Source organism: Janthinobacterium sp. GW458P (genome assembly GCF_002127585.1).
Taxonomy (GTDB): domain Bacteria; phylum Pseudomonadota; class Gammaproteobacteria; order Burkholderiales; family Burkholderiaceae_D; genus Janthinobacterium.
Genome location: NZ_NEGZ01000018.1, coordinates 1 through 18,892 on the forward strand (window position 1 = coordinate 1; position 18,892 = coordinate 18,892).

Consider the following 18,892-nt stretch of genomic DNA (forward strand, 5'->3'; position numbering starts at 1 on the left):
GCGTTCACGCGCGAGGCGGCGGCGCGGCGCCACAGCAGCGCGGCGGCCACGGCGGGCAGCGCCCACAGGGCCAGCAGCGCATTCCAGCCCCAGCTTTGCGCCAGCGGTGAAGCGGAGGCGGCGGCAATGGCTGCGCCGCCCATGATGCCCGTCGTATAAAAGCCCATCAGCTGGCCCGCCCGCTCGGGGAAATGGCGCTTGATGAAGGCCGGCAGCAAGGCTTGCACCAGCGCAATGCCCAGGCCGCCCAAGGCCGCCGTGGCGATCAGCCCGCCGCTGCCATGCAAGGGCCAGCGCAAGGCGCAGGCGGCAGCGATGATGGCGATGCCCAGCGAAATGCCGCGCACCACGCCCAGGCGGCGCTGCAGCTGCGCGCCCGCCAGCGCGCACAGGCCCATGGCGAACACGGGCACGGTGGTCAGCAAGCCCGCGTCGGCATTGCTGATGCCGGTGCCGGCCTGGATGCTGTCGAGCAAGGGGCCGATGGCGGCCAGGATGGGGCGCAGGTTCAGGCCCAGCAGGATGATGGCGGCCACCAGCAGGGCGGACGAGGACAGCGGCGAAGAGACGGGGCGTTCAACAGGCATGGCAGAGTAGTCCTTGCCTCGCAGGGAGGCACATGGTTTAATGCGTGACATAATCACTTGATGAAAAGTATCTTAACATAAAGATAGAAATCTATCTTGATGTCGAGATAAATGCATACGCCATGACGGATACCCCGCAAGAACACACGCGCGCGCAATTTGCCGCCGCACAATGGCAGCGCGAACTGCCGCAGATGGATACCGCCGCCATGCAGCTGGTGGGCCAGCTGGGCACGGTGGCGCAGCTGATGGCGCGCGACTGGCTCAACCCGCTGTTTGCGCAGCACGGCTTGCAGCCGGGCGAATTCGACGTGCTGGCGACCTTGCGCCGCTCGGGCGCGCCCTACAGCCTGACGCCGACGGCCCTGTACGAGGCGGCCATGCTGTCCTCGGGCGGCATGACCAACCGCATCGACCGGCTGGAAGCGGCCGGCCTGATCGAACGCCGGAAACACCCAACGGACCGGCGCGGCGTGCTGGTGGCCCTGACGCCCGGGGGATTGGAACTGATTGAAAAACTGGTGCTGCTGCACGTGGACAACGAACGCGCCATGCTGTCGCCGCTGAGCGCGGACGAGCAGCGCCAGCTCGACCAGTTGCTGGCCAAGCTGCTGCACGGCATGGCGCAGGCGAAGAAGGTTTAAGCGAGCAGCTGCGCCAGCTCGCGCAGCGCCGCATGACCGCGCCGGGCCAGGCGCCGCAATTCTTCCGGCGTACAGTGGCCATACAGGGCCTGGACGTGGCCTTCGCTGGCGGCGCGCAGGTCGAGCTCGCCCGCGCCGGGGTCAGGCAACTGCCCCTCGACAAGGGTCAGGAAATAATGGCGGGGCGCACCGTGCAGGTTGGCCGCGAACTGCAGCACCAGGCCGCTGTCGAACAGCAGCGCGCCGCTGCACGCCCCCGCCTCCAACAGCAGGCGATACGGCGGCAAGGGCCGCCGCGCCGCGCGCAGCACGCTGGCCAGGCGCAGCTGATAACCGAGCTCCAGTCCATTCGCGTGCAAACGGCCGCCTTGCAGATACACCTTGAACGATGCTTGCACGGCCCGGCTGGCGCGGCGGAACCAGCGTTCATCCTCATACAGGCACAGCTGGCCGCCATCGCATAGTTCATAAAAACCGCGCGCCAACAGTTCCGGCGCCGTGAAACTGGCAAGGCCGACGGCCTGTGGCTCGCGCAGCCAGCCATCGTCAAGGTAGGATTGCATCACGGCGTGGATATCGTGGAGGGGCATAGGGGCATGTTCGGCAGTGGCAAAGGCCCGTATTGTAGGCCAGCCTATAATAGCCGGGCCACACCATCATTCAACGACCAGACTACGCCATGGCCCCACACGACGCGCTTTCCGAATTCGACCTGATCAAACACTATTTCGTGCGCCAGCGCCCCGGCCGCGCCACCCTGGGCATCGGCGACGATTGCGCGCTGATGACGCCCGGCGCCGGCAAGCAGATCGCCATCTCCTCGGACATGCTGGTCGAGGACCGGCACTTCTTTGCCGGCGCCGACGCCCGCATGCTCGGTCACAAAAGCCTGGCCGTGAACCTGTCCGACCTGGCCGCCATGGGCGCGCGCCCCGTGGCATTTACCCTGGCGCTGGCGCTGCCCCAGGCCGAGCGCAGCTGGCTGGCCGGCTTTGCCGAAGGCCTGTTCGCGCTGGCCGATGAATTTGGCTGTGAATTGATCGGCGGCGACACCACCAAAGGCCCCTTAAACATCTGCATCACCGTGTTCGGCGAACTGGCGCCGGGCCAGGCCCTGCGCCGCGGCGCGGCCGTGGCGGGCGACGATATCTGGGTCAGCGGCACCCTGGGCGACGCGCGCCTGGCCCTGGCCGGCTACCGCATGGAACAGGAACTGGCGCCAAGCGACCTGGCGACGGCGGCCGCGCGCATGCACACGCCCGCGCCGCGCGTGGCGCTCGGCTGCGCGCTGGCCGAAGCGGGCATCGCGCATGCGGCCATCGACATTTCGGACGGCCTGGCGGGCGACCTCGGTCACATCTTGAAAGCGTCGCAAGTGGGCGCCACGCTCGACGTCGACGCCCTGCCGGCCGGCCCCGTGCTGGCGCGGCAAGCGGCCGCCCTGCGCCGCCGCTACACGGCCGCCGGCGGCGACGACTATGAACTGTGCTTCACGGCGCCGGCGGCGTCGCGCGAGGCCATCGCCGCGCTGGCGCTCAGCTGCGGCACGCCCGTCACGCGCGTGGGCCGCATCGAGGCCCAATCAGGCTTGCGGCTGGTCGATGCGCAGGGGCAGCCGCTGGACTTGCAGCTGTCGTCGTTCGACCACTTCAGCGAGTAAATCCTAGCGCACGGCCACGCGCGCCAGCCCCGGCTGGTTGACCATCCAGTAGTGCTGGAAGGCCAGGCGGATATTGTCGCGCAGCTGGGTGTCGTCCCACGGTTTCGTGTAAAAACGATAAATGGCGCCCCGGTTGATCGAGTCGAGCACGGCTTCGAGGCCCGTGTAGCCGGACAGGATGATGCGGATGGTTTCCGGGTACAGCTCCTTGACTTTGCTCAAGAACTCCGTGCCGCTCATGCTGGGCATGCGCTGGTCGCAGACGATGACGTGGACCCTGTGCAGGGCCAGCATTTCAAAGCCTTCGGCCGGCGTGCTGGCCGTGAGGATCTGGTAGCCCTCGGGGCGGAACAGGCGGTGCAGCGACGACAGCACGTTGACGTCGTCGTCGACGATGAGCAGGGTCTGGGCCGGCTGGGCGGCCGGGTCGTGGCCGGGCGGCAGGCCGGCGCCGGCGACGATCATCTGCCCCAGCTCCAGCGCCGGCAGCGAGCGGCTGAAATAAAAACCCTGGATTTCATCGCAGCGGTTGCGCCGCAGGTATTCGAGCTGCGGGCGCGATTCCACGCCCTCGGCCACCACGCTCAGTTTCAGGCTGTGCGCCATGCTGATGATGGCCAGCGCGATGGCCGCGTCGTTCGGGTTGCTGGTGATGTTGCGCACGAAGGCGATGTCGATCTTCAGCTTGTCGATGGGGAAGCGCTGCAGATACGCCAGGCTCGAGTAGCCGGTGCCGAAATCGTCGATGGCCACCTTCACGCCGATCTGCTTCAGCTTTCCCAGCACCACGATGGTGCGCTCGGCATTCGACATCAGCGCCGTTTCCGTCAGCTCCAGCTCCAGCAGTTCCGGCGCCAGCTGGTGCTGCGCCAGCGCGCGCGTCACCTCGCCTTCCAGGTCGCCTTCGGCGAACTGGCGGCTCGACACGTTGACGGCCACGTGCACGGGTCCCACTTCGCTGTCGCGCCATGCGGCGATCTGGCGGCAGGCGGCCTGGATCACCCAGGCGCCCACGCGCACGATCAGGCCCGTGTCTTCCAGCACCGGCACGAATTCGGCCGGCGCCACCAGGCCGTAGCCGGGGCGGCGCCAGCGCAGCAGCGCCTCGACGCCGCTGATGCGGCCCGTGCGCAAGTCCACCTTCGGCTGGTAGTACAGGATGAACTGCTCGTGTTCGAGCGCATGGCGCAGCGCCAGTTCCAGGTCCAGGCGCGCCAGCACCTGCACGTTCATGCCGGCCGTAAAAAAACGGTAGCCGTCGCGGCCCGCCTGCTTGGCGCCGCCCATGGCCGTATTCGCGTATTTGATCAGCGTTTCCGGATCAAGCGCGTCGTCCGGGTACATGGCGATGCCGATGCTGGCCGTCAGGGTGGCCGCATGGCCGCGCAGGTCGAACGGCGCGCGCAGGGCTTCGCGCACCTGGTTGGCCACGGCCACGGCTTCCTGCTGGTTGCGGCTCATGGTGAGTATCAGCGCAAATTCGTCGTTGCCCAGGCGGCCCACCGTGTCGCGCAGGCGCACGCATTCGACCAGGCGGTTGCTGAACTGGCGCAGCAGTTCGTCGCCCAGCGCCGCGCCCAGGGTGTCGTTGATGCTTTTGAAGCGGTCCAGCGCGATGAACAGCACCACGATGCGCCAGCTTTTTTCCTGCGCCAGCTCGACGGCCTGGGCCAGCGTCTGGTAAAACAGGCTGCGGTTCGGCAGCCCCGTCAAGCCGTCGTAGTGGGCCAGGTGCTTCAGGCGTTCCTGCGCCTGGCGCCGCTCGCTGATGTCGCGCGCAACGGCGATCAGCAGCAGGCCGCCCGCGCCCCCGCCCGCCACGGGCGCCTGCGCATACCAGTGCCAGCCCAGTTCCACGGGCACCAGGCTCAGGTCGCGCCGCACCAGTTCGCATTCCGTCACTTCCGTCGCCAGGTGGGCCGGGCCACCTGGCAGCGCGGCCAGGGGTGGCGCCGGCGGCGATGGCAGCAAGGTGCCCGGCGCCAGCGCCAGCAGCTCGGCGCGCGCATAGCCGAGCAGGCGGCAGGCGCCGTCGTTGACGTCGACCAGGGTCATGCCCAGCACGTCGACGAGGAAGATGGCGTCCGTGGTGGCGTCCATGGCGCCGCGAAAGCGCTGCAGTTCGGCCGTGCGCTGGCTCACCGTGCGTTCGAGCAGGGCGCTGTAGTGGCGCGCGGCGCGGTGCAGCAGCCGCACTTCGAGCATGTTGCGGATGCGCGTGAGCACTTCAAGCGCATCGAAGGGCTTGCTGATGAAATCGCGCGCGCCCGCCTCCAGCGCGGCCAGCTTGGCGTCCGGGTCGGCGGCGATCACCAGCACGGGCAGGTAGCCCTCCTGTTCCAGCGGGCGCAGCGCATCCATCACGGCATAGCCGCTCATGGCGGGCATCACCAGGTCGAGGATGATCAGGTCATACTGGTGGCGCTGGTGCAGCCCCGCCACGGCGCGCGCGTCGAGGGTGCTCGACAGGGCCGTGTAGCCGCCGCTGCCGAGCAGGTGCTCGAGCAGGCGCAGATTGACTTCCTGGTCATCGACGATGAGGATTTTCGCGGCGTAGATGTCGGCCTGGCTGATCATGGGACGCCGGCTCCCTTCTGCCGCCGCTGCTGCGCCACGTAGGCCAGCGTGCTATTGATCGCCTCGGTGAATTCCTCGAGGTTGATCGGCTTGGTCAGGTAGCGGTAGAAGCCCAGCGCCATGCTGCGCTCCACATCGCCCGGCATGGCGTTGGCCGTCAGGGCGATGACGGGGATGTGCGCCGTGCGCGGATCGGCGCGCAGCAGCTTGAGCGCATCGATGCCGTTCACATTGGGCAGGTTGATATCCATCAAGATCAGCTGCGGCAGGTGCGTGCGCGCCATCTCCACGCCCAGGCGGCCATCCGTGGCCGTCAGCAGCTGCAATTGGGGGCAGTAGCGGACGATTTCCTCGACCAGGGTCAGGTTGGCGGGATTGTCTTCCACGTACAGCAGGGTAACGGGGGCGCTGTTGTCGAGCAGCGCCCCGGCCAGGTCCGGCCGCGGCAAGCCCGGCGGCGCGAGGCTGGGCAGGCTTTCGGCGGCGCGCAGCTCGATCCAGAAGGTGCTGCCCTCGCCGGGCACGCTGGTCACGCCGATGCTGCCATCCATCAGTTCCACCAGGCGCTTGGTGACCACCAGGCCGATGCCGCTGCCCTCCTCCGTGCCGCCCTCCTGCCCCAGGCGGTTGAAGGGCTGGAACAGCAGCGCGACCTGCTCGCTGTCGAGGCCGCTGCCCGTGTCGCGCACGCTGATGCGCACCAGGCCGCCCGGGCGCGGCGCGCAATCGATGGCCACGTCGCCGTGCTCGCGGTTGTACTTGAGCGCATTCGACAGCAAATTGAGCAGAATCTGCTTCAGGCGCGTGCGGTCGGCCAGCACGTTCAGCGCGCACGCCGCGGGAAAGGCCATGCCGATGCCGCGCTGGCTGGCCAGCGGCGCGATCATGTCGCGGCACTCCTGCAGGATGGCGTGCAGGCCGACCGGTTCCAGCGACAGGCTGACCGTGCCCGATTCGACCTTGGCCAGGTCGAGGATTTCATTGATCAAGGTCAACAGGTGACGTCCCGATTTCAGGATATGGCCGGCAAATTCCTTCTTTTGCTCCAGCGTCGACGGCAGGCGGTCGGAGCTGAGGATTTGCGCGAAGCCCAGGATGGCGTTGAGCGGCGTGCGCAATTCATGGCTCATCGACGACAGGAAGGCCGACTTGGCATAATTGGCGCTGCGCGCCTCTTCCATCGCCATGGCCAGTTCGCCGTTCGTCATTTCCAGCTGCACCGTGCGTTCGTGCACGCGCACTTCCAGCTCCTGGTTCAGGCGCATGACTTCCTGCTGCGCCTGGGCGCGCTGCTCGCCCTCGCGCGCCAGCTCGCCGTTCGAGCGTTCCAGCGCCTGCGTGCGCAATTCGATCTCGGCCAGCATCTTGTTGAAGGAATCGACCAGCTGCGCCACTTCATCGGCGCTGAGCTTGCGCGCGCGGCGCGAATAGTCGCCCGTTTCGATCACCTCGCGCGCCACGTCGGCGATGTCGAGGATGGGCTGGGTGATCACGTAGTCGAGGCGGCGCAGCAGCAGCAAGGCCACCAGCAGCGCCAGCACCGTCACGCCCAGGGCGATGGCCAGGTAATCGGCCGTGCGGCCCGCCAGTTCATAGTCGGCGCGCAGGTAGACGGTGCCCAGCAGTTCGCCATTGTCGACGATGGGCTTGAACAATTCCACGGATTTGCCCGCGATGCTGACGCCTTCCTGGCCCACCTGCGCCGGCAGCACGCCGACGCGCTCATTCGCGCGGTAGCTGGCAAACAGGCTGCCGTCGGCCTTGTACAGGGCGCCGGCCGTCACGCGCGGGCGGATGCGCATCAGGTTGAGGTTTTCCAGCGCCAGCCGCTCATCGTCGAAGGCCAGCGCGGCCGAGCTCATATGCCCGAGCAGCTCGGCCTGGGTGCTGATGTCGGCCACCAGGTTGCGGTGGTAGGCGCGCAAGTCGTAGACGACGATGGTGCCCAGCGAAATGACGAGCGCCACCAGGGTGGTCAGCAAGACCACCGACATCAGTTTGTGGCGTATCGAGCGCAGTCGTATCATCAGGCGCCCCCCGTCTGCACGCGGTAGGCGGCCAGCAGCATGCGCGCGCTGATGCGGATATGCGCCTGCGCCACGGGTTTCAGGGCCACGTCGAAGCGCACCTTGTCGTCGGCCATCACAAAATTGATCATGCTGCCCATCGCATACACCTCGTCCGAATCGGACACCGTCAGCAGCGCCAGGCCCCGGCTGGCCGCCAGCATTTCCTGCAACGCCGTTTTCTCCAGCGCGCCCAGGTACAGCACGTGCAGCCCCGCCAGCGGCTCGCCGCGCCGCACCTTCCTGACCTGCACGCTGCGCCCGTTGACGCTGTGGCCGGCCACGCTCAGTTCGAGCTGCTCGGCCAGCGCATCGGCACCGGCCACGCCGATCACCAGCGGCGCGTCGGGCCGGACGAAACTGCCATCGGGCCACTCGACAAAACCGGCAAACTTGTACAGGTACGCGGCCTTGACCTGGCGCTCCAGGTCCGCCGGCACCTGCGCCCGCGCCCCGGCGCACAGCACGCCCAGGAGCAGCAATAGCCAGCCCCAGCGGATGGGGCTGCGGATGGCGCCGCGCAGGGGGCGACGCAGGGGGCCGGCATGCTGCCGCCAGGTCCAGTTCAGAAGTGCCATGACAACCGAGTAAAGATAATGCATTCGAAGGCGCGGCGCCATGCCGCGTCCCTATTCGGGCGATGCGAACCAGGGTGGCGCAGCGGCAGACCGCCTGCCGCCCATATTGGTAGCAAATGTATAAAAGAGTGTACGCATTTTCGCTGATACCGGGGAAAGTTTCTTTTACCGCAGGCCATGCTACAGTCATGCTTCCTCCCCAGCACGCGCGCAATCACCGATGAGCAAAGAACTCTTTACCCTCTCCACCGCCGTGGGCCAGGCCTTGCAGGCACGGGGCCTGCTGCTGGCCACGGCCGAATCGTGCACGGGCGGCGGCGTGGCGCAGGCCGTCACGGACATCAACGGTTCGAGCGCCTGGTTCGAGCGGGGCTTCGTCACCTATTCGAACGGGGCCAAGAGCGGCATGCTGGGCGTGCCCGCCGAGCTGATCGCCGCCCACGGCGCCGTCAGCGAGGAAGTGGCCGCCGCGATGGCGCAAGGCGCGCTGGCCCACAGCGACGCCCAGGTGGCCGTCTCGACCACGGGCATCGCCGGCCCCACGGGCGGCGTGCCCGGCAAGCCCGTCGGCACCGTCTGCTTCGGCTGGGCCATGGACGGGCGCGTGCAGACGCAGCGGCTGGTGTTTGCGGGCGACCGGCAAGCCGTGCGCGAGCAATCCGTCATTCATGCCCTGCAGGGACTATTGCGCTTTATCAAGTAAGGCCGGCGATGCAGGCGCGGTCGCGGCCCGCCTGTTTCGCCGCATACAGGGCGCTGTCGGCGCGCATCAGCAATTCGTGGCGACCGGCGCCGTGGCGCGGGTATTCGGCGATGCCGGCCGAAAAGGTGCAGCCCGTCAAGCTGTGCGGCGCCTGCCGGATCAGCAGCTGGCGGTAGCGCGCGGCGATATCGTCGATCTTGTGCGCCGCGATGGCGCTGTCGGCTTCGCGCAACAGCAGGCAGAATTCCTCGCCGCCATAGCGGCACAACATGTCGCTGCCGCGCAGCTGGCTTTCCACCAGGCGCGCGAACTGGATCAGCACTTCGTCGCCGAAGTTGTGTCCGTAGGTGTCGTTGACGCGCTTGAAGAAGTCCAGGTCGATGATGGCGATGGCCACGGGCGCGTTTGCGTCGGCCTCGTGCAGGATGGCATTGAGGCAGGTTTCGAAATGGCGGCGGTTGTACAAGCCCGTCAGGTGGTCGCGCAGGGCCTGCTCCTTCAGGCTGTCCTGCAGCGAGTTGACGTGCAGGATCTGGTGCGCCAGTTCGCGGTTCAGGTGTTCGAGCTTGACGTTTTCCGTCTCGCGCGCCGCCTGCAGCTCCAGCGCCTTGTCGCGCTCGGCCTTCAGGCTGTGCATTTCCTTTTCCAGGTTGCGCATCAGCAGGCGCGAGGCGCGCGCCGACTTGCTGCTGGCCTCGTACGCGGCCTGGTATTGCTGCAGGAAACCATATGCGGCCTGCCATTCGCCCAGCTGGGCATTGATATCGGACAAACCGCGCAGGATCTGCTGCTGGTGAAACGGATTGCGCGTCCAGCTCAGCAGGCTGTGCGCCTGCGTCAGCGACGCCAGCGCCTGGGCCGTCTGGCCCGCATGCAGGTCCAGCTTGCCGCGCACCAGCCACGCGTGCATCTGCTCTTCCAGGTCCTGGCCCCGGCGCGCATAGTCCTCGGCGCGCAGCAGCAGTTGCAGGGCGCTGGCCGGCCGCTGCAGCAGGATGGCCGCGTGGGCGGCGATGCAGAACAGAAAAGCGCGCACGGCCAGGTCCTCTTCCGGCCACTCGTAAAACGGTTCCACCAGCGCCAGCGCCTCGGCCGGCTTGCCCGTGGCTAATAAACACATGGCCAGGTTGGCCGAAACGATGGTTTGCTGGTATTTGAGCTTTTGCGTGCCGATGATGTCGAGCGCCTCGACCAGCAGGGGGATGGCGTCTTCGTCATTGCCCAGGTCGTGCTGCGACGAGGCCAGGTTCGAGAGGCTGTTGACGCGGTGCGCGGGGCTGCCGAAGCGCTCGGCGATGTCGAGCGCCAGCAAAAAATTGCGCGGGCCGTCCTGCGTGTCGCCGCGGTTCAGGGCGTCGACGCCCAGGCGCGCGTACAGCATGAACTTGTGCAGCGAGTCGGGAATCTGCGCGGCCTGGCTGCGTGCCAGCAGGAAATGCTGCTCGGCGTCGGCAAAGTCGCCGCGCCGGCTCGCGTACGCGCCCTGCAGGGCGGCCACTTCCATGCCTCCTTCCAGGTCGCACGTCTGCTGGAAATACGCGCGCAAGCGCCCGCACGGCGGCTCGGCCTCGCCCGCGTAATAGGCGAGCCAGCAATGATTGAGTTCCGCATACGCGCTGCCGCGCGCATACTGTTGTCGTTGCGCCGCCGCCAGCGCCATCTGCGCCAGCCGCCGCGCCTGGCGGCGGTTGCCGACCAGGCAGGACAGGGTCTGCTGATTGAGGCGGTCTATGTCGGCTTTATCGAGACTGGAGATCGGCACTGCATCCTCATACACACGCTGGGGTGGATTTTTCGCACAAAACTTGCTCTGTATCAATGGTATCCTGATTAACATCATAACCAGATTCGCTGTCCCGCATGGCATCTTTGCAAAGGATTGTGGTAAAAATGCCAGTCGCGGCCACGCACGCGGCAATCGCCGCTGTCACGGATCTTTGATTGTCACTGACGCAACAACTTGGAGTAGTCGCAATGCAAAACACGGTACATTTCATCCTGCAGGGCAAGGGCGGCATCGGCAAGACGCTCGTCTCGACCCTGCTGGCGCAGTGGATAGGCGGCAAGGACGGCACGCCTTTGCGCTGCTATGACACCGACCAGGAAAACGCCACCTTCTCGCGCTACAAGGCGATGAACGTCAAGCACGTGCCCGTGATGACGGATGCGCGCAACATCGACCCGAAGCGCTTCGACGCGCTGATGATCGACATCCTCGAAGAAGACGGCAACTGCGTGGTCGACAATGGCGCGAACACGTTTTCGCCGCTGATGGGCTATTTGCTGGAAAACGACTGCTTTTCGCTGCTGGAAGAATCGGGGCGCAAGGTGTACATCCACACCATCGTCGGCGGCGGCGACACCCTGCACGACACGGCCACGGGCTTTGTCGCCACGGCGCAGGCGACGAAGGTGCCGCTGGTGCTGTGGCAGAACGAACACTTCGGCCTGCTGCAATCGGCGTCGGGCAAGCAGTTTGTCGAATCGCAATCGTATGCCGACAACCGCGCGCGCGTGAAAGGCAGCATCACCTTGAGCCAGCGCAACCCGGACACCTTCGGCGCCGATGTAAAAAAAATGAACACGGCGCGCCTGACGATGCAGGAAGTGCTGCAGAACGACAAGTTCAACATCATGGAAAAGCAGCGCATCAAGGTCGTCTACCGCGACATCTTCGAACAGCTCGACAAGGTGCAGTGGTAGATGGACCGGCACACACTGCGCAGCCACGTGTTCGACAAGACGGGCATCAAGGTCGACGTCGATGACCCGATATTCGCCCTCGTGGCGCTGAACGAAGCCGTGCTGGCGGACACCGTCGAACGCCAGCTGGCCCTGCTGGACGCGGCCACCCAGGCGCTGGCCGCGCAGGCGCGCGCCACGGGCGGCGTGCCGGCCGAAGCAGCGCCCGCCATGGCCCGGCCCGTGCCGCAAGTACCCGCGCCATCGCCGGCCGGGCCGGCCGGCTTTACGCCGCGCGAATGGCGTTTGCTGGGCGCGGCCGCCCTCGTCTCCGTCGTTTGCGCGCTGCTGGTGCTGGGCGGCGCAGCCCTGCTGTATCAACCGTAGCACCGACCGTAGCACCGTCGCGCTGCGCCAGCCACGAGCGGGCCGCAGCGTCTTTCCCCACCCTAGCCTGGAAGCATGCATGAAACCGATCAAACTGCTGGCCATTCCCGCCCTGATGCTGTCGCTGTACGGCGCCCCGCTCACGCTCGCCCACGCCGCCGGCGCCGCTGCCGCGACGGCCGCGACGGCCGTGCCAAATGTTGCCTACGAAAAATACACCTTGCCGAACGGCCTCGACGTGATTCTCGTGGAAGACCATAAATTGCCCGTCACGGCCGTCAACATCTGGTACCACGTGGGGCCGGCGAATGAAGCGCCGGGCCTGACGGGCTTTGCGCATTTGTTCGAACACATGATGTTTGCCGCCACCAAGCACGTGCCGCGCGGCATGGCCGACCAGCTGCTGGAAGGGGCGGGCGCCACGGATTCGAACGGCAGCACGGATTTCGACCGCACCAATTATTTCGACACGGTGCCGTCGAACCAGCTGGAACTGGCCCTGTGGGCCCATTCCGACCGCATGGGCTACCTGCTTGACGTGCTCGACCAGACGGCGCTGACGAACCAGCAGGACGTGGTGCGCAACGAGCGCCGCCAGAGCGTGGAAAACGCGCCCTACGGCATCGTGCAGGAAGCCCTGTACCACCAGCTGTTTCCGAAGAACCACCCGTATTACGCCAGCGTCATCGGTTCGCATGCGGACATCCAGAACGCGAAACTGGCCGACATCAAGGAATTCTTCACCAAATACTATGGCCCCAACAACGCCAGCCTGGTGATCGCGGGCGACATCGACAAGGCGAAGACCAAGGAACTGGTCAACAAGTATTTTGGCAGCTTCAAGAGCGGCCCCGCCGTGCCGAAACCCGATGTCGTGACGCCGCCCATCACGCAGGAACGCCGCCTGGTGGTGCAGGACCGGGTCGAGCTGCCGCGCGTCTTCATGGCCTGGCTGACGCCGTCCGCCTACGCCCCTGACGATGCGGAACTGTCGATGGCCGCGCAAATCCTCGCCGGCGGCAAGTCCAGCCGCCTGTATAAATCCCTGGTGTACGACAAGCAGATCGCGCAGGACGTGGGCGCCAGCCAGAGCTCGAACGCCCTCACCTCCGTGTTCACCATCGACGTGACGGCCCGCCCCGGCCACCAGCCCGAGGAAATCGAGCAAGCCATGCAGGCGGAACTGGAGCAATTGCGCGCCAAGGGACCCAGCGAGAAGGAAATCGAGCGGGCCCGCAACAGCATCGAGACAGCCATGCTGAGCCAGGTGGAAAAAGTGGGCGGCAACGCCAACATGATGAACCAGTACAACCAGTACCTGGGCGACCCCGGCTACCTGGGCAAGGATATCGAGCGCTACCGCCAGGTGACGGCGGCCGGCGTGCAGCGCGCCGTCGACACCTACCTGAAAAACCAGGCGCGCGTGGTCGTGTATGGCGTGCCGGGCAAGCCGGACCTGGGGCCGGAAGTGGCGACGCCGGCGCCGGGCAAGGTGAAACCGGCGCCAGGCACGGCCATCAATGCGGACGAGCCGTGGCGCAACGCCGTGCCGAAGGCCGGTCCCGCGCCGAAGATTGTTTTACCGCAAGCGACGTCCTTCACCCTGAGCAATGGCTTGACGGTGATCCACAATTACAACCCGGCCGTGCCGCTCGTCTCCAGCCAGCTGGTCATCAAGAGCGGTTCGGGCGCCAATCCGCTGGCGCAGCCAGGCTTGTCCAGCTTTACGGCGCAATTGCTGCAAGAGGGCACGGCCACGCGCAGCGCGCCGCAGATTGCCGATGACGTGGCGCAACTGGGCGCCTTTCTCGGCACGGGTTCCGGCGCGGATGCCTCGTTCGCCCAGCTGACGGCGCTGAAAACCACGTTCCCGCAAGCGCTCGACGTGCTGGCCGACGTGGTGCAGCACCCGCAATTCCCGCAAGAAGAGGTGGAGCGCCAGCGCGCCAGCCGCATCGGCGAACTGGCGCAGCAGCGCGAAAACGCGGGCGCCGTGGCGGCCCGCGTGGAAGCGGCCGCCCTGTATGGCCCGCAACATCCGTACGGCACCATCCAGCTGGGCACGGAAACGGCCCTGAAAGCCACCAGCCGCGCCGACCTGCAAGCGTTCTGGCAGCAGCATTACGTGCCCAACAATGCAGCGCTGATCGTCTCGGGCGATATCGGCGCGGCGGAATTGAAGGCGCTGGCGGAAGCGAAGTTCGGCAGCTGGAAGGCGGGCGCGGTGGCGCCATCCGTGACGGCGGCGCCGGCCACGACGAAAGCCAGGCTGATCCTGGTCGACAAGCCGGGCGCGCCGCAGACGGCCGTGCGCCTGTCGACCATCGCCGCGGCCCGGGCGACGCCCGACTATGCGCCGCTGCAAGTGATGAACGCGGCGCTGGGCGGCTTGTTTACTAGCCGGTTGAGCAATAACCTGCGCGAGGAGAAGGGCTACACCTATGGCGTGCGCTCGCAATTCCAGTACCGCAGCCAGCCGGGGCCGTTCTCCATCGCGGCCGGCGTGCGCACGGACGTGACGGGCCCGGCCGTATCGGAAACCTTCAAGGAAATCCGCGCCATGATCGCCAGGCCGTTGACGGCCAGGGAATTGTCGAATGCGCGCAATTCCCAGGTGCTGTCCTTGCCGGGCCAGTTCGAGACGAATGCCAGCATCAGCGCCAGCATGGCCAACACGTATGTCTACGGCCTGGGCCTCGACTACTACGCAACCTTGCCGCAGCGCTTTGCCAGCGTGACGGACAAGCAGGTGCAGCAGGTGGCGAAAAAATACCTGCAGCCGGAAAAGCTGATCGTCATCGGCGTGGGCGACAAGGCGAAGATCGCGCCGCAGTTGAGCAAGCTCAAACTGGCGCCCGTGGAACTGCGCGATGCGGAAGGGAACGTCAAATAGCCGGGGCCAAGTAAGCCCCAATAAATTATTGTGTTTTCTGACTTCCATAACCGGCGCTGTGCGGTGTTGCCCGCAGCTAGCAGTGCTCGCACTGCTAGCTGCGGGCGCCTTGCACAGCATCCGGTTCTGTTCGTCATAAATTCACAATAATTTCCCGAGCATTACTTAGCGGCGCTTGAACAGCGCCGCTTTGTCCACCAGCGCCGCGATCGCCACGCCCGCCGTGTAGGCGATCAAATCGATCCAACCAAAGGTGGAACCGAGCGCCAGATGCCCCAGCGGATGCGCGCGCAACGCGACGAGCCAGGGCGTCTGGACCAGCTGGCCGAATTCGACGGCAAAGCAGATCAGCAGCGCAGTCAGCGCCAGCTGCCACGTGCGCATGCGCGTGGCGACGATACCCAGCGCAAAGACGATCATCATGGCCCACAGGGCGTCGCCCGGATACTTGCCCAGCGCGGCGGGAAGGAATTGTGGATAGGCGCGCGAGGCCAGGCCCAGCGCGATGACAGCCACGGTTGCGCCCACCTGCAGCAGGCGGCGGCGTTCAGGTTTTACCAGGAACATATTTCCATTCAAAGGCACAATACGGGCCGAACCATTGCGGCCCGTCCGGTATTGTACTGCGCGGCCGTGTCCGCCTGCAGCCTATCGCATCAAGCCAGGTCGACGTGCTGCGCCAGGAAGTCGAGGAAAACGCGCACGCGCAGCGGCACATGCCCGCCCTGCCCCACGAAGACGGCGTGCACTTCTTCGGTGTCGCCGGGATTGAATTCTTCCAGCACGGCCTGCAAACGGCCCGCCGCGATATCGGCGCGCACCTGGAAGGCGGCCAGGCGCGCCAGTCCCAGCCCTGCCAGCGCCAGTTGCCGCAAGGCTTCGCCATCGCTGGCCTGGGCATTGCCAATAACAGGCACGACGAGGTCGCCGCCTGGCAGGCGCAGCGGCCAGCCCGAGCGGGCGCGCGCGTAATTGGCGTCGAGCAAGTTGTGTGACGCCAGCTCGGCCGCCGCCCGCGGCGTGCCGCGCCGCGCCAGGTAGGCAGGTGCCGCCACGATCGCCATGCGCGTCTGGCCCAGCTTGCGCGCCAACAAGTTGGAACTCTTCAGGGGCCCGGCCCGCACGGCCACGTCCGTGCGCTGTTCGAGGATATCGACGACTTCATCCGTGAGCACGATGTCGAGCGTCACCTCGGGATAGCGTTCCAGGAACAGCGGCGCCAGCGGCAGCAAAAAATGCTGGCCGAACGGCACGTTCGCATTGACTCGTATCTTGCCGCGCGGCACATCCTGCACGCCGGCGCAGCGCTCCGCCTCGTCCAGCGCCGCCAGCACCTGCCTGCCCCGCTCATACAGGCCGCAGCCTTCGGCCGTCAGCTGCAGCTGGCGCGTGGAGCGGTTCAGCAGGCGCGCGCCCAGGCGCTCTTCCAGCCGGGACACGAGCTTGCTGACGGCCGACGGCGTCATGCCGCAGGCGCGCGCGGCGGCGGAAAAACCGCCCAGCTCGACCACGCGCACAAACACTTCCAGCTCGCCGGAGCGGTTCACATCGAGTCTGGCCATTGTGAATTCAACTCATAAATGTTCTTCAATGAGATAGTCTAGTGCATAAATGGCTTTGCTTGCATCATGCGCCCATTCCCCTTGATGAAGCGAGCCGCCATGCAACGATATTTCTCCCTCCCCGCCGCCCTGCTGGCGTTGGCCCTGAACACTTCCGCCGCCCAGGCGGCCGAACCTGCACCAGCCTCCGTCTCCACTTGGCTGGCCAGCTGGACAGCCAGCCCGCAAGCCGTGTGGGGCGACGGCTTCCTGTTCCCCAGCAACGTGCCCGCCGTGCTGCACGGACAAACCGTGCGCCAGGTGGCGCGCATCAGCGTGGGCGGGCCGCGCGTGCGCATCGTGCTGTCGAACGCGTATGGCAAGGTGCCGCTGCGCATCGGCGCGGCCACCGTGGCCCTGGCAGCTTCCGCTTCGGCCATCGAGGCGGGCAGCCTGCGCACGCTGACCTTTGCCGGCCAGCCCTCGGCCAGCATCGCGCCGGGCGCGCCGCTCGTCAGCGACCCCGTCGACCTGTCCGTGCCGGACCTGGCCCGGCTGACGGTGAGCGTGCACCTGCCGCAGCCCAGCCCGACTGCCACGTTTCACTGGGATGGGCGCGAGACGGCATGGATCGCGCCGCAGGACCAGACGCGGGCAGTGAGTATTGACGAGGCGCAAACGGGCGTGCAGACCACCACGGCGCGCATCTTGCTCAGCGCCATCGAGGTGGCCGCGGCGCCGGGGGCGCAAGCCGTGGCCATCCTCGGCGATTCGATCACCGATGGCGCCAGCGCCAGCCTGGGGATGGATGCGCGCTGGCCCGATTTCCTGGCCGAACGCCTGGCGCCGCACGGCGTGGCCGTGATCAATGCGGGCATTTCCGGTGGACGGCTGTTGTCCGACGGCATGGGAGAGAACGCCCTGGCCCGCTTCGAGCGCGACGTGCTGGCGCAGCCAGGCGTGCGCACGGTGGTCGTCTTGTTGGGGATCAATGACATCAGCTGGCCCGGCACGGCGTTTGCGCCACAGGCACAAAGACCCACCCTGGAGGAATTAAGGGCAGGCTATGCGCAGCTGGTGGCCCAGGCGCGCAGCCGCGGCGTGCGCGTCATCGGCGCCACTGTGACGCCGTTCGCAGGCGCCCTGCCCGGCACGCCCCTGAGCAACTATTATCAAAAGGAAAAGGATGCCCTGCGCCAGCAACTGAACGCGTGGATACGCGGCAGCGGCCTGTTTGACGCCGTGCTCGACTTCGACGCCTGGGCGCGCGACCCGGCATACCCGCTGCGCCTGCTGCCCGCCTACGACTCGGGCGACCATCTGCACCCGGGCGACGCGGGCAACCGGGCGCTGGCCGAGGCGATCGACGTGCCCTTACTGTTGCCAGCGCGGCAGCCGTAACTGGCTTTACAACGCCGAACAAAACCGTAGCGAGCGGAAGGAAGGCTCGGCGCCCCCGCTGGCTCGAGAAGCGCAACTGTACGAAGGTACGGGGGCGCCGAGCCAGTGAGCATCGCAGGCCGCAAATTACGACGCGCAGTAGGTTTGGTTCGGCGTTCCTAGTCGCCCAGGCCCGCGTACAAGGCCGTGCTCAGGTAGCGCTCGCCGAACGACGGGATGATGGTGACGATGGTCTTGCCCGCGTTTTCCGGACGGCGCGCCACCTGCAGGGCGGCCCACAGGGCGGCGCCCGACGAAATGCCGACCAGCAAGCCTTCGTCGCTGGCGGCCAGGCGCGCCGTGGCAAACGCGTCGTCATTCTTGACGCAGATGATTTCGTCGTAGATGGCCGTGTTGAGGATTTGCGGCACGAAACCGGCGCCGATGCCCTGGATCGGGTGCGGCCCTTTCGTGCCTTTCGACAACATCGGCGACGCTTCCGGCTCCACGGCGATCACTTGCAGGCCCGGCTTGCGTTCCTTCAGCACTTCGCCCACGCCCGTGATGGTGCCGCCCGTGCCCACGCCGGCGACGATGATGTCCACTTGCCCGTCCGTATCGCGCCAGATTTCCTCGGCCGTCGTGGCGCGGTGGATGGCGGGATTGGCGGGATTGTTGAATTGTTGCAACATCAAATAGCGCGGATCGGCCGCCACCAGTTCCTCGGCCTTGCGGATGGCGCCCAGCATGCCTTCGCTGCCGGGCGTGAGCACCAGCTCGGCGCCATAGGCGCGCAGCAGGATGCGGCGTTCGCGGCTCATGGTGTCAGGCATGACGAGGGTGCAGCGATAGCCGCGCGCGGCACAGACCATGGCCAGCGCGATGCCCGTGTTGCCGCTGGTGGGCTCGACGATGACGGTGTCGGGATGGATCTTGCCCGCCGCTTCAGCGGCGACGATCATGGACAGGCCGATGCGGTCCTTGACGCTGTGCGCGGGATTGTAGAATTCGAGTTTGGCCAGGATGGTGGCCACACTGCCGGCGGCGATGCGGTTGATGCGCACCAGGGGAGTGTTGCCGATCAGTTCAGTGACGTCGTTGGCGATGTTCATGGAAGGACTCTCCGCTATTTCAAGAAACCCCAGTCTACCGCGTTTCAGCACGCCGATGGCGACGGCGCAAGCATGCGCCGCC

Annotated in this window: 16 protein-coding genes; 7 read left to right on the forward strand and 9 right to left on the reverse strand. The window is 66.5% G+C overall.

Features of this window, described 5'->3' with window-relative positions:
• On the reverse strand, positions 1-587 hold a 587-nt coding region (locus tag CBW50_RS12475; RefSeq protein WP_139842492.1), incomplete at its 3' end, for an MFS transporter.
• A 122-nt stretch (positions 588-709) separates the two neighbouring features.
• Here CBW50_RS12475 and CBW50_RS12480 point away from each other — a divergent pair.
• The gene (locus CBW50_RS12480; protein ID WP_086145857.1) at positions 710-1,231 is read left to right on the forward strand and encodes a MarR family winged helix-turn-helix transcriptional regulator; all 522 of its coding nucleotides are present in this window, start codon (positions 710-712) and stop codon (positions 1,229-1,231) included.
• Here the strand turns inward: CBW50_RS12480 and CBW50_RS12485 are convergent.
• Positions 1,228-1,821 (reverse strand): hypothetical protein, encoded by a 594-nt coding sequence (locus tag CBW50_RS12485; protein ID WP_086145858.1) that lies wholly within the window; start codon positions 1,819-1,821, stop codon positions 1,228-1,230. The genes CBW50_RS12480 and CBW50_RS12485 overlap by 4 nt on opposite strands.
• A gap of 89 nt (positions 1,822-1,910) precedes the next feature.
• Here CBW50_RS12485 and thiL point away from each other — a divergent pair, with 89 nt between their 5' ends.
• Positions 1,911-2,891: a thiamine-phosphate kinase gene (gene thiL / locus CBW50_RS12490; protein WP_086145859.1), complete on the forward strand. Its 981-nt coding sequence runs from the start codon at positions 1,911-1,913 to the stop codon at positions 2,889-2,891.
• A 3-nt stretch (positions 2,892-2,894) separates the two neighbouring features.
• On the opposite strand, the gene CBW50_RS12495 is transcribed toward thiL, so the two are convergent.
• From CBW50_RS12495 to CBW50_RS12505, 3 genes are read right to left on the reverse strand one after another with little or no spacing between them, the layout of a single operon-like run.
• Positions 2,895-5,468, reverse strand: a complete 2,574-nt coding sequence (locus CBW50_RS12495; protein WP_086145860.1) for an EAL domain-containing protein — start codon at positions 5,466-5,468, stop codon at positions 2,895-2,897.
• Positions 5,465-7,495: an ATP-binding protein gene (locus CBW50_RS12500; protein ID WP_086145861.1), complete on the reverse strand. Its 2,031-nt coding sequence runs from the start codon at positions 7,493-7,495 to the stop codon at positions 5,465-5,467. The genes CBW50_RS12495 and CBW50_RS12500 overlap by 4 nt, the downstream gene beginning before the upstream one ends.
• Complete coding sequence (locus CBW50_RS12505) at positions 7,495-8,112, reverse strand: YfiR family protein (protein WP_157792350.1); 618 nt, start codon at positions 8,110-8,112, stop codon at positions 7,495-7,497. Before CBW50_RS12505 ends, CBW50_RS12500 begins: the two co-directional genes overlap by 1 nt.
• Before the next feature lie 220 nt (positions 8,113-8,332).
• Here CBW50_RS12505 and CBW50_RS12510 point away from each other — a divergent pair, with 220 nt between their 5' ends.
• A complete protein-coding gene (locus CBW50_RS12510) occupies positions 8,333-8,815 on the forward strand; it encodes a CinA family protein (protein ID WP_086145863.1) in 483 nt (160 codons plus the stop codon).
• Here the strand turns inward: CBW50_RS12510 and CBW50_RS12515 are convergent.
• Positions 8,808-10,577, reverse strand: a complete 1,770-nt coding sequence (locus CBW50_RS12515; RefSeq protein WP_253251931.1) for a diguanylate cyclase — start codon at positions 10,575-10,577, stop codon at positions 8,808-8,810. The two genes, CBW50_RS12510 and CBW50_RS12515, sit on opposite strands and share 8 nt — an antisense overlap.
• 212 nt (positions 10,578-10,789) lie before the next feature.
• Between CBW50_RS12515 and CBW50_RS12520 the strand changes: the two genes are divergently transcribed.
• The 3 genes from CBW50_RS12520 to CBW50_RS12530 all read left to right on the forward strand — a co-directional run bounded on the left by CBW50_RS12520 (position 10,790) and on the right by CBW50_RS12530 (position 14,777).
• Positions 10,790-11,518, forward strand: coding sequence for a hypothetical protein (locus tag CBW50_RS12520; protein ID WP_086145864.1), 729 nt, complete (start codon positions 10,790-10,792; stop codon positions 11,516-11,518).
• Positions 11,519-11,884, forward strand: a complete 366-nt coding sequence (locus tag CBW50_RS12525; RefSeq protein WP_086145865.1) for a hypothetical protein — start codon at positions 11,519-11,521, stop codon at positions 11,882-11,884.
• A 79-nt stretch (positions 11,885-11,963) separates the two neighbouring features.
• Positions 11,964-14,777 (forward strand): pitrilysin family protein, encoded by a 2,814-nt coding sequence (locus CBW50_RS12530; RefSeq protein WP_086145866.1) that lies wholly within the window; start codon positions 11,964-11,966, stop codon positions 14,775-14,777.
• A gap of 165 nt (positions 14,778-14,942) precedes the next feature.
• Here CBW50_RS12530 and CBW50_RS12535 read toward each other — a convergent pair whose 3' ends face one another.
• Both CBW50_RS12535 and CBW50_RS12540 read right to left on the reverse strand, forming a co-directional pair.
• A complete protein-coding gene (locus CBW50_RS12535; RefSeq protein ID WP_086145867.1) occupies positions 14,943-15,344 on the reverse strand; it encodes a DUF2809 domain-containing protein in 402 nt (133 codons plus the stop codon).
• 89 nt (positions 15,345-15,433) lie between these two features.
• A complete protein-coding gene (locus CBW50_RS12540; protein ID WP_086145868.1) occupies positions 15,434-16,339 on the reverse strand; it encodes a LysR family transcriptional regulator in 906 nt (301 codons plus the stop codon).
• A gap of 99 nt (positions 16,340-16,438) precedes the next feature.
• Between CBW50_RS12540 and CBW50_RS12545 the strand changes: the two genes are divergently transcribed.
• A complete protein-coding gene (locus tag CBW50_RS12545) occupies positions 16,439-17,719 on the forward strand; it encodes an SGNH/GDSL hydrolase family protein (RefSeq protein ID WP_086145869.1) in 1,281 nt (426 codons plus the stop codon).
• 158 nt (positions 17,720-17,877) lie between these two features.
• Here CBW50_RS12545 and cysK read toward each other — a convergent pair whose 3' ends face one another.
• Entirely contained in the window at positions 17,878-18,810 is a 933-nt protein-coding gene (cysK, locus tag CBW50_RS12550; RefSeq protein ID WP_086145870.1) for a cysteine synthase A, read from the reverse strand.
• Between the last annotated feature and the right edge of the window lie 82 nt (positions 18,811-18,892).

Bases quoted from the DNA above. Each gene is read 5' to 3' on its own strand.
- thiL (WP_086145859.1), top strand. From the start codon at position 1,911: ATGGCCCCACACGACGCGCTTTCCGAATTCGACCTGATCAAACACTAT.
- CBW50_RS12530 (WP_086145866.1), top strand. From the start codon at position 11,964: ATGAAACCGATCAAACTGCTGGCCATTCCCGCCCTGATGCTGTCGCTG.
- CBW50_RS12545 (WP_086145869.1), top strand. From the start codon at position 16,439: ATGCAACGATATTTCTCCCTCCCCGCCGCCCTGCTGGCGTTGGCCCTG.
- CBW50_RS12535 (WP_086145867.1), bottom strand. From the start codon at position 15,344: ATGTTCCTGGTAAAACCTGAACGCCGCCGCCTGCTGCAGGTGGGCGCA.
- CBW50_RS12510 (WP_086145863.1), top strand. From the start codon at position 8,333: ATGAGCAAAGAACTCTTTACCCTCTCCACCGCCGTGGGCCAGGCCTTG.
- CBW50_RS12520 (WP_086145864.1), top strand. From the start codon at position 10,790: ATGCAAAACACGGTACATTTCATCCTGCAGGGCAAGGGCGGCATCGGC.
- cysK (WP_086145870.1), bottom strand. From the start codon at position 18,810: ATGAACATCGCCAACGACGTCACTGAACTGATCGGCAACACTCCCCTG.
- CBW50_RS12525 (WP_086145865.1), top strand. From the start codon at position 11,519: ATGGACCGGCACACACTGCGCAGCCACGTGTTCGACAAGACGGGCATC.
- CBW50_RS12480 (WP_086145857.1), top strand. From the start codon at position 710: ATGACGGATACCCCGCAAGAACACACGCGCGCGCAATTTGCCGCCGCA.
- CBW50_RS12505 (WP_157792350.1), bottom strand. From the start codon at position 8,112: ATGGCACTTCTGAACTGGACCTGGCGGCAGCATGCCGGCCCCCTGCGT.
- CBW50_RS12495 (WP_086145860.1), bottom strand. From the start codon at position 5,468: ATGATCAGCCAGGCCGACATCTACGCCGCGAAAATCCTCATCGTCGAT.
- CBW50_RS12485 (WP_086145858.1), bottom strand. From the start codon at position 1,821: ATGCCCCTCCACGATATCCACGCCGTGATGCAATCCTACCTTGACGAT.
- CBW50_RS12540 (WP_086145868.1), bottom strand. From the start codon at position 16,339: ATGGCCAGACTCGATGTGAACCGCTCCGGCGAGCTGGAAGTGTTTGTG.
- CBW50_RS12500 (WP_086145861.1), bottom strand. From the start codon at position 7,495: ATGATACGACTGCGCTCGATACGCCACAAACTGATGTCGGTGGTCTTG.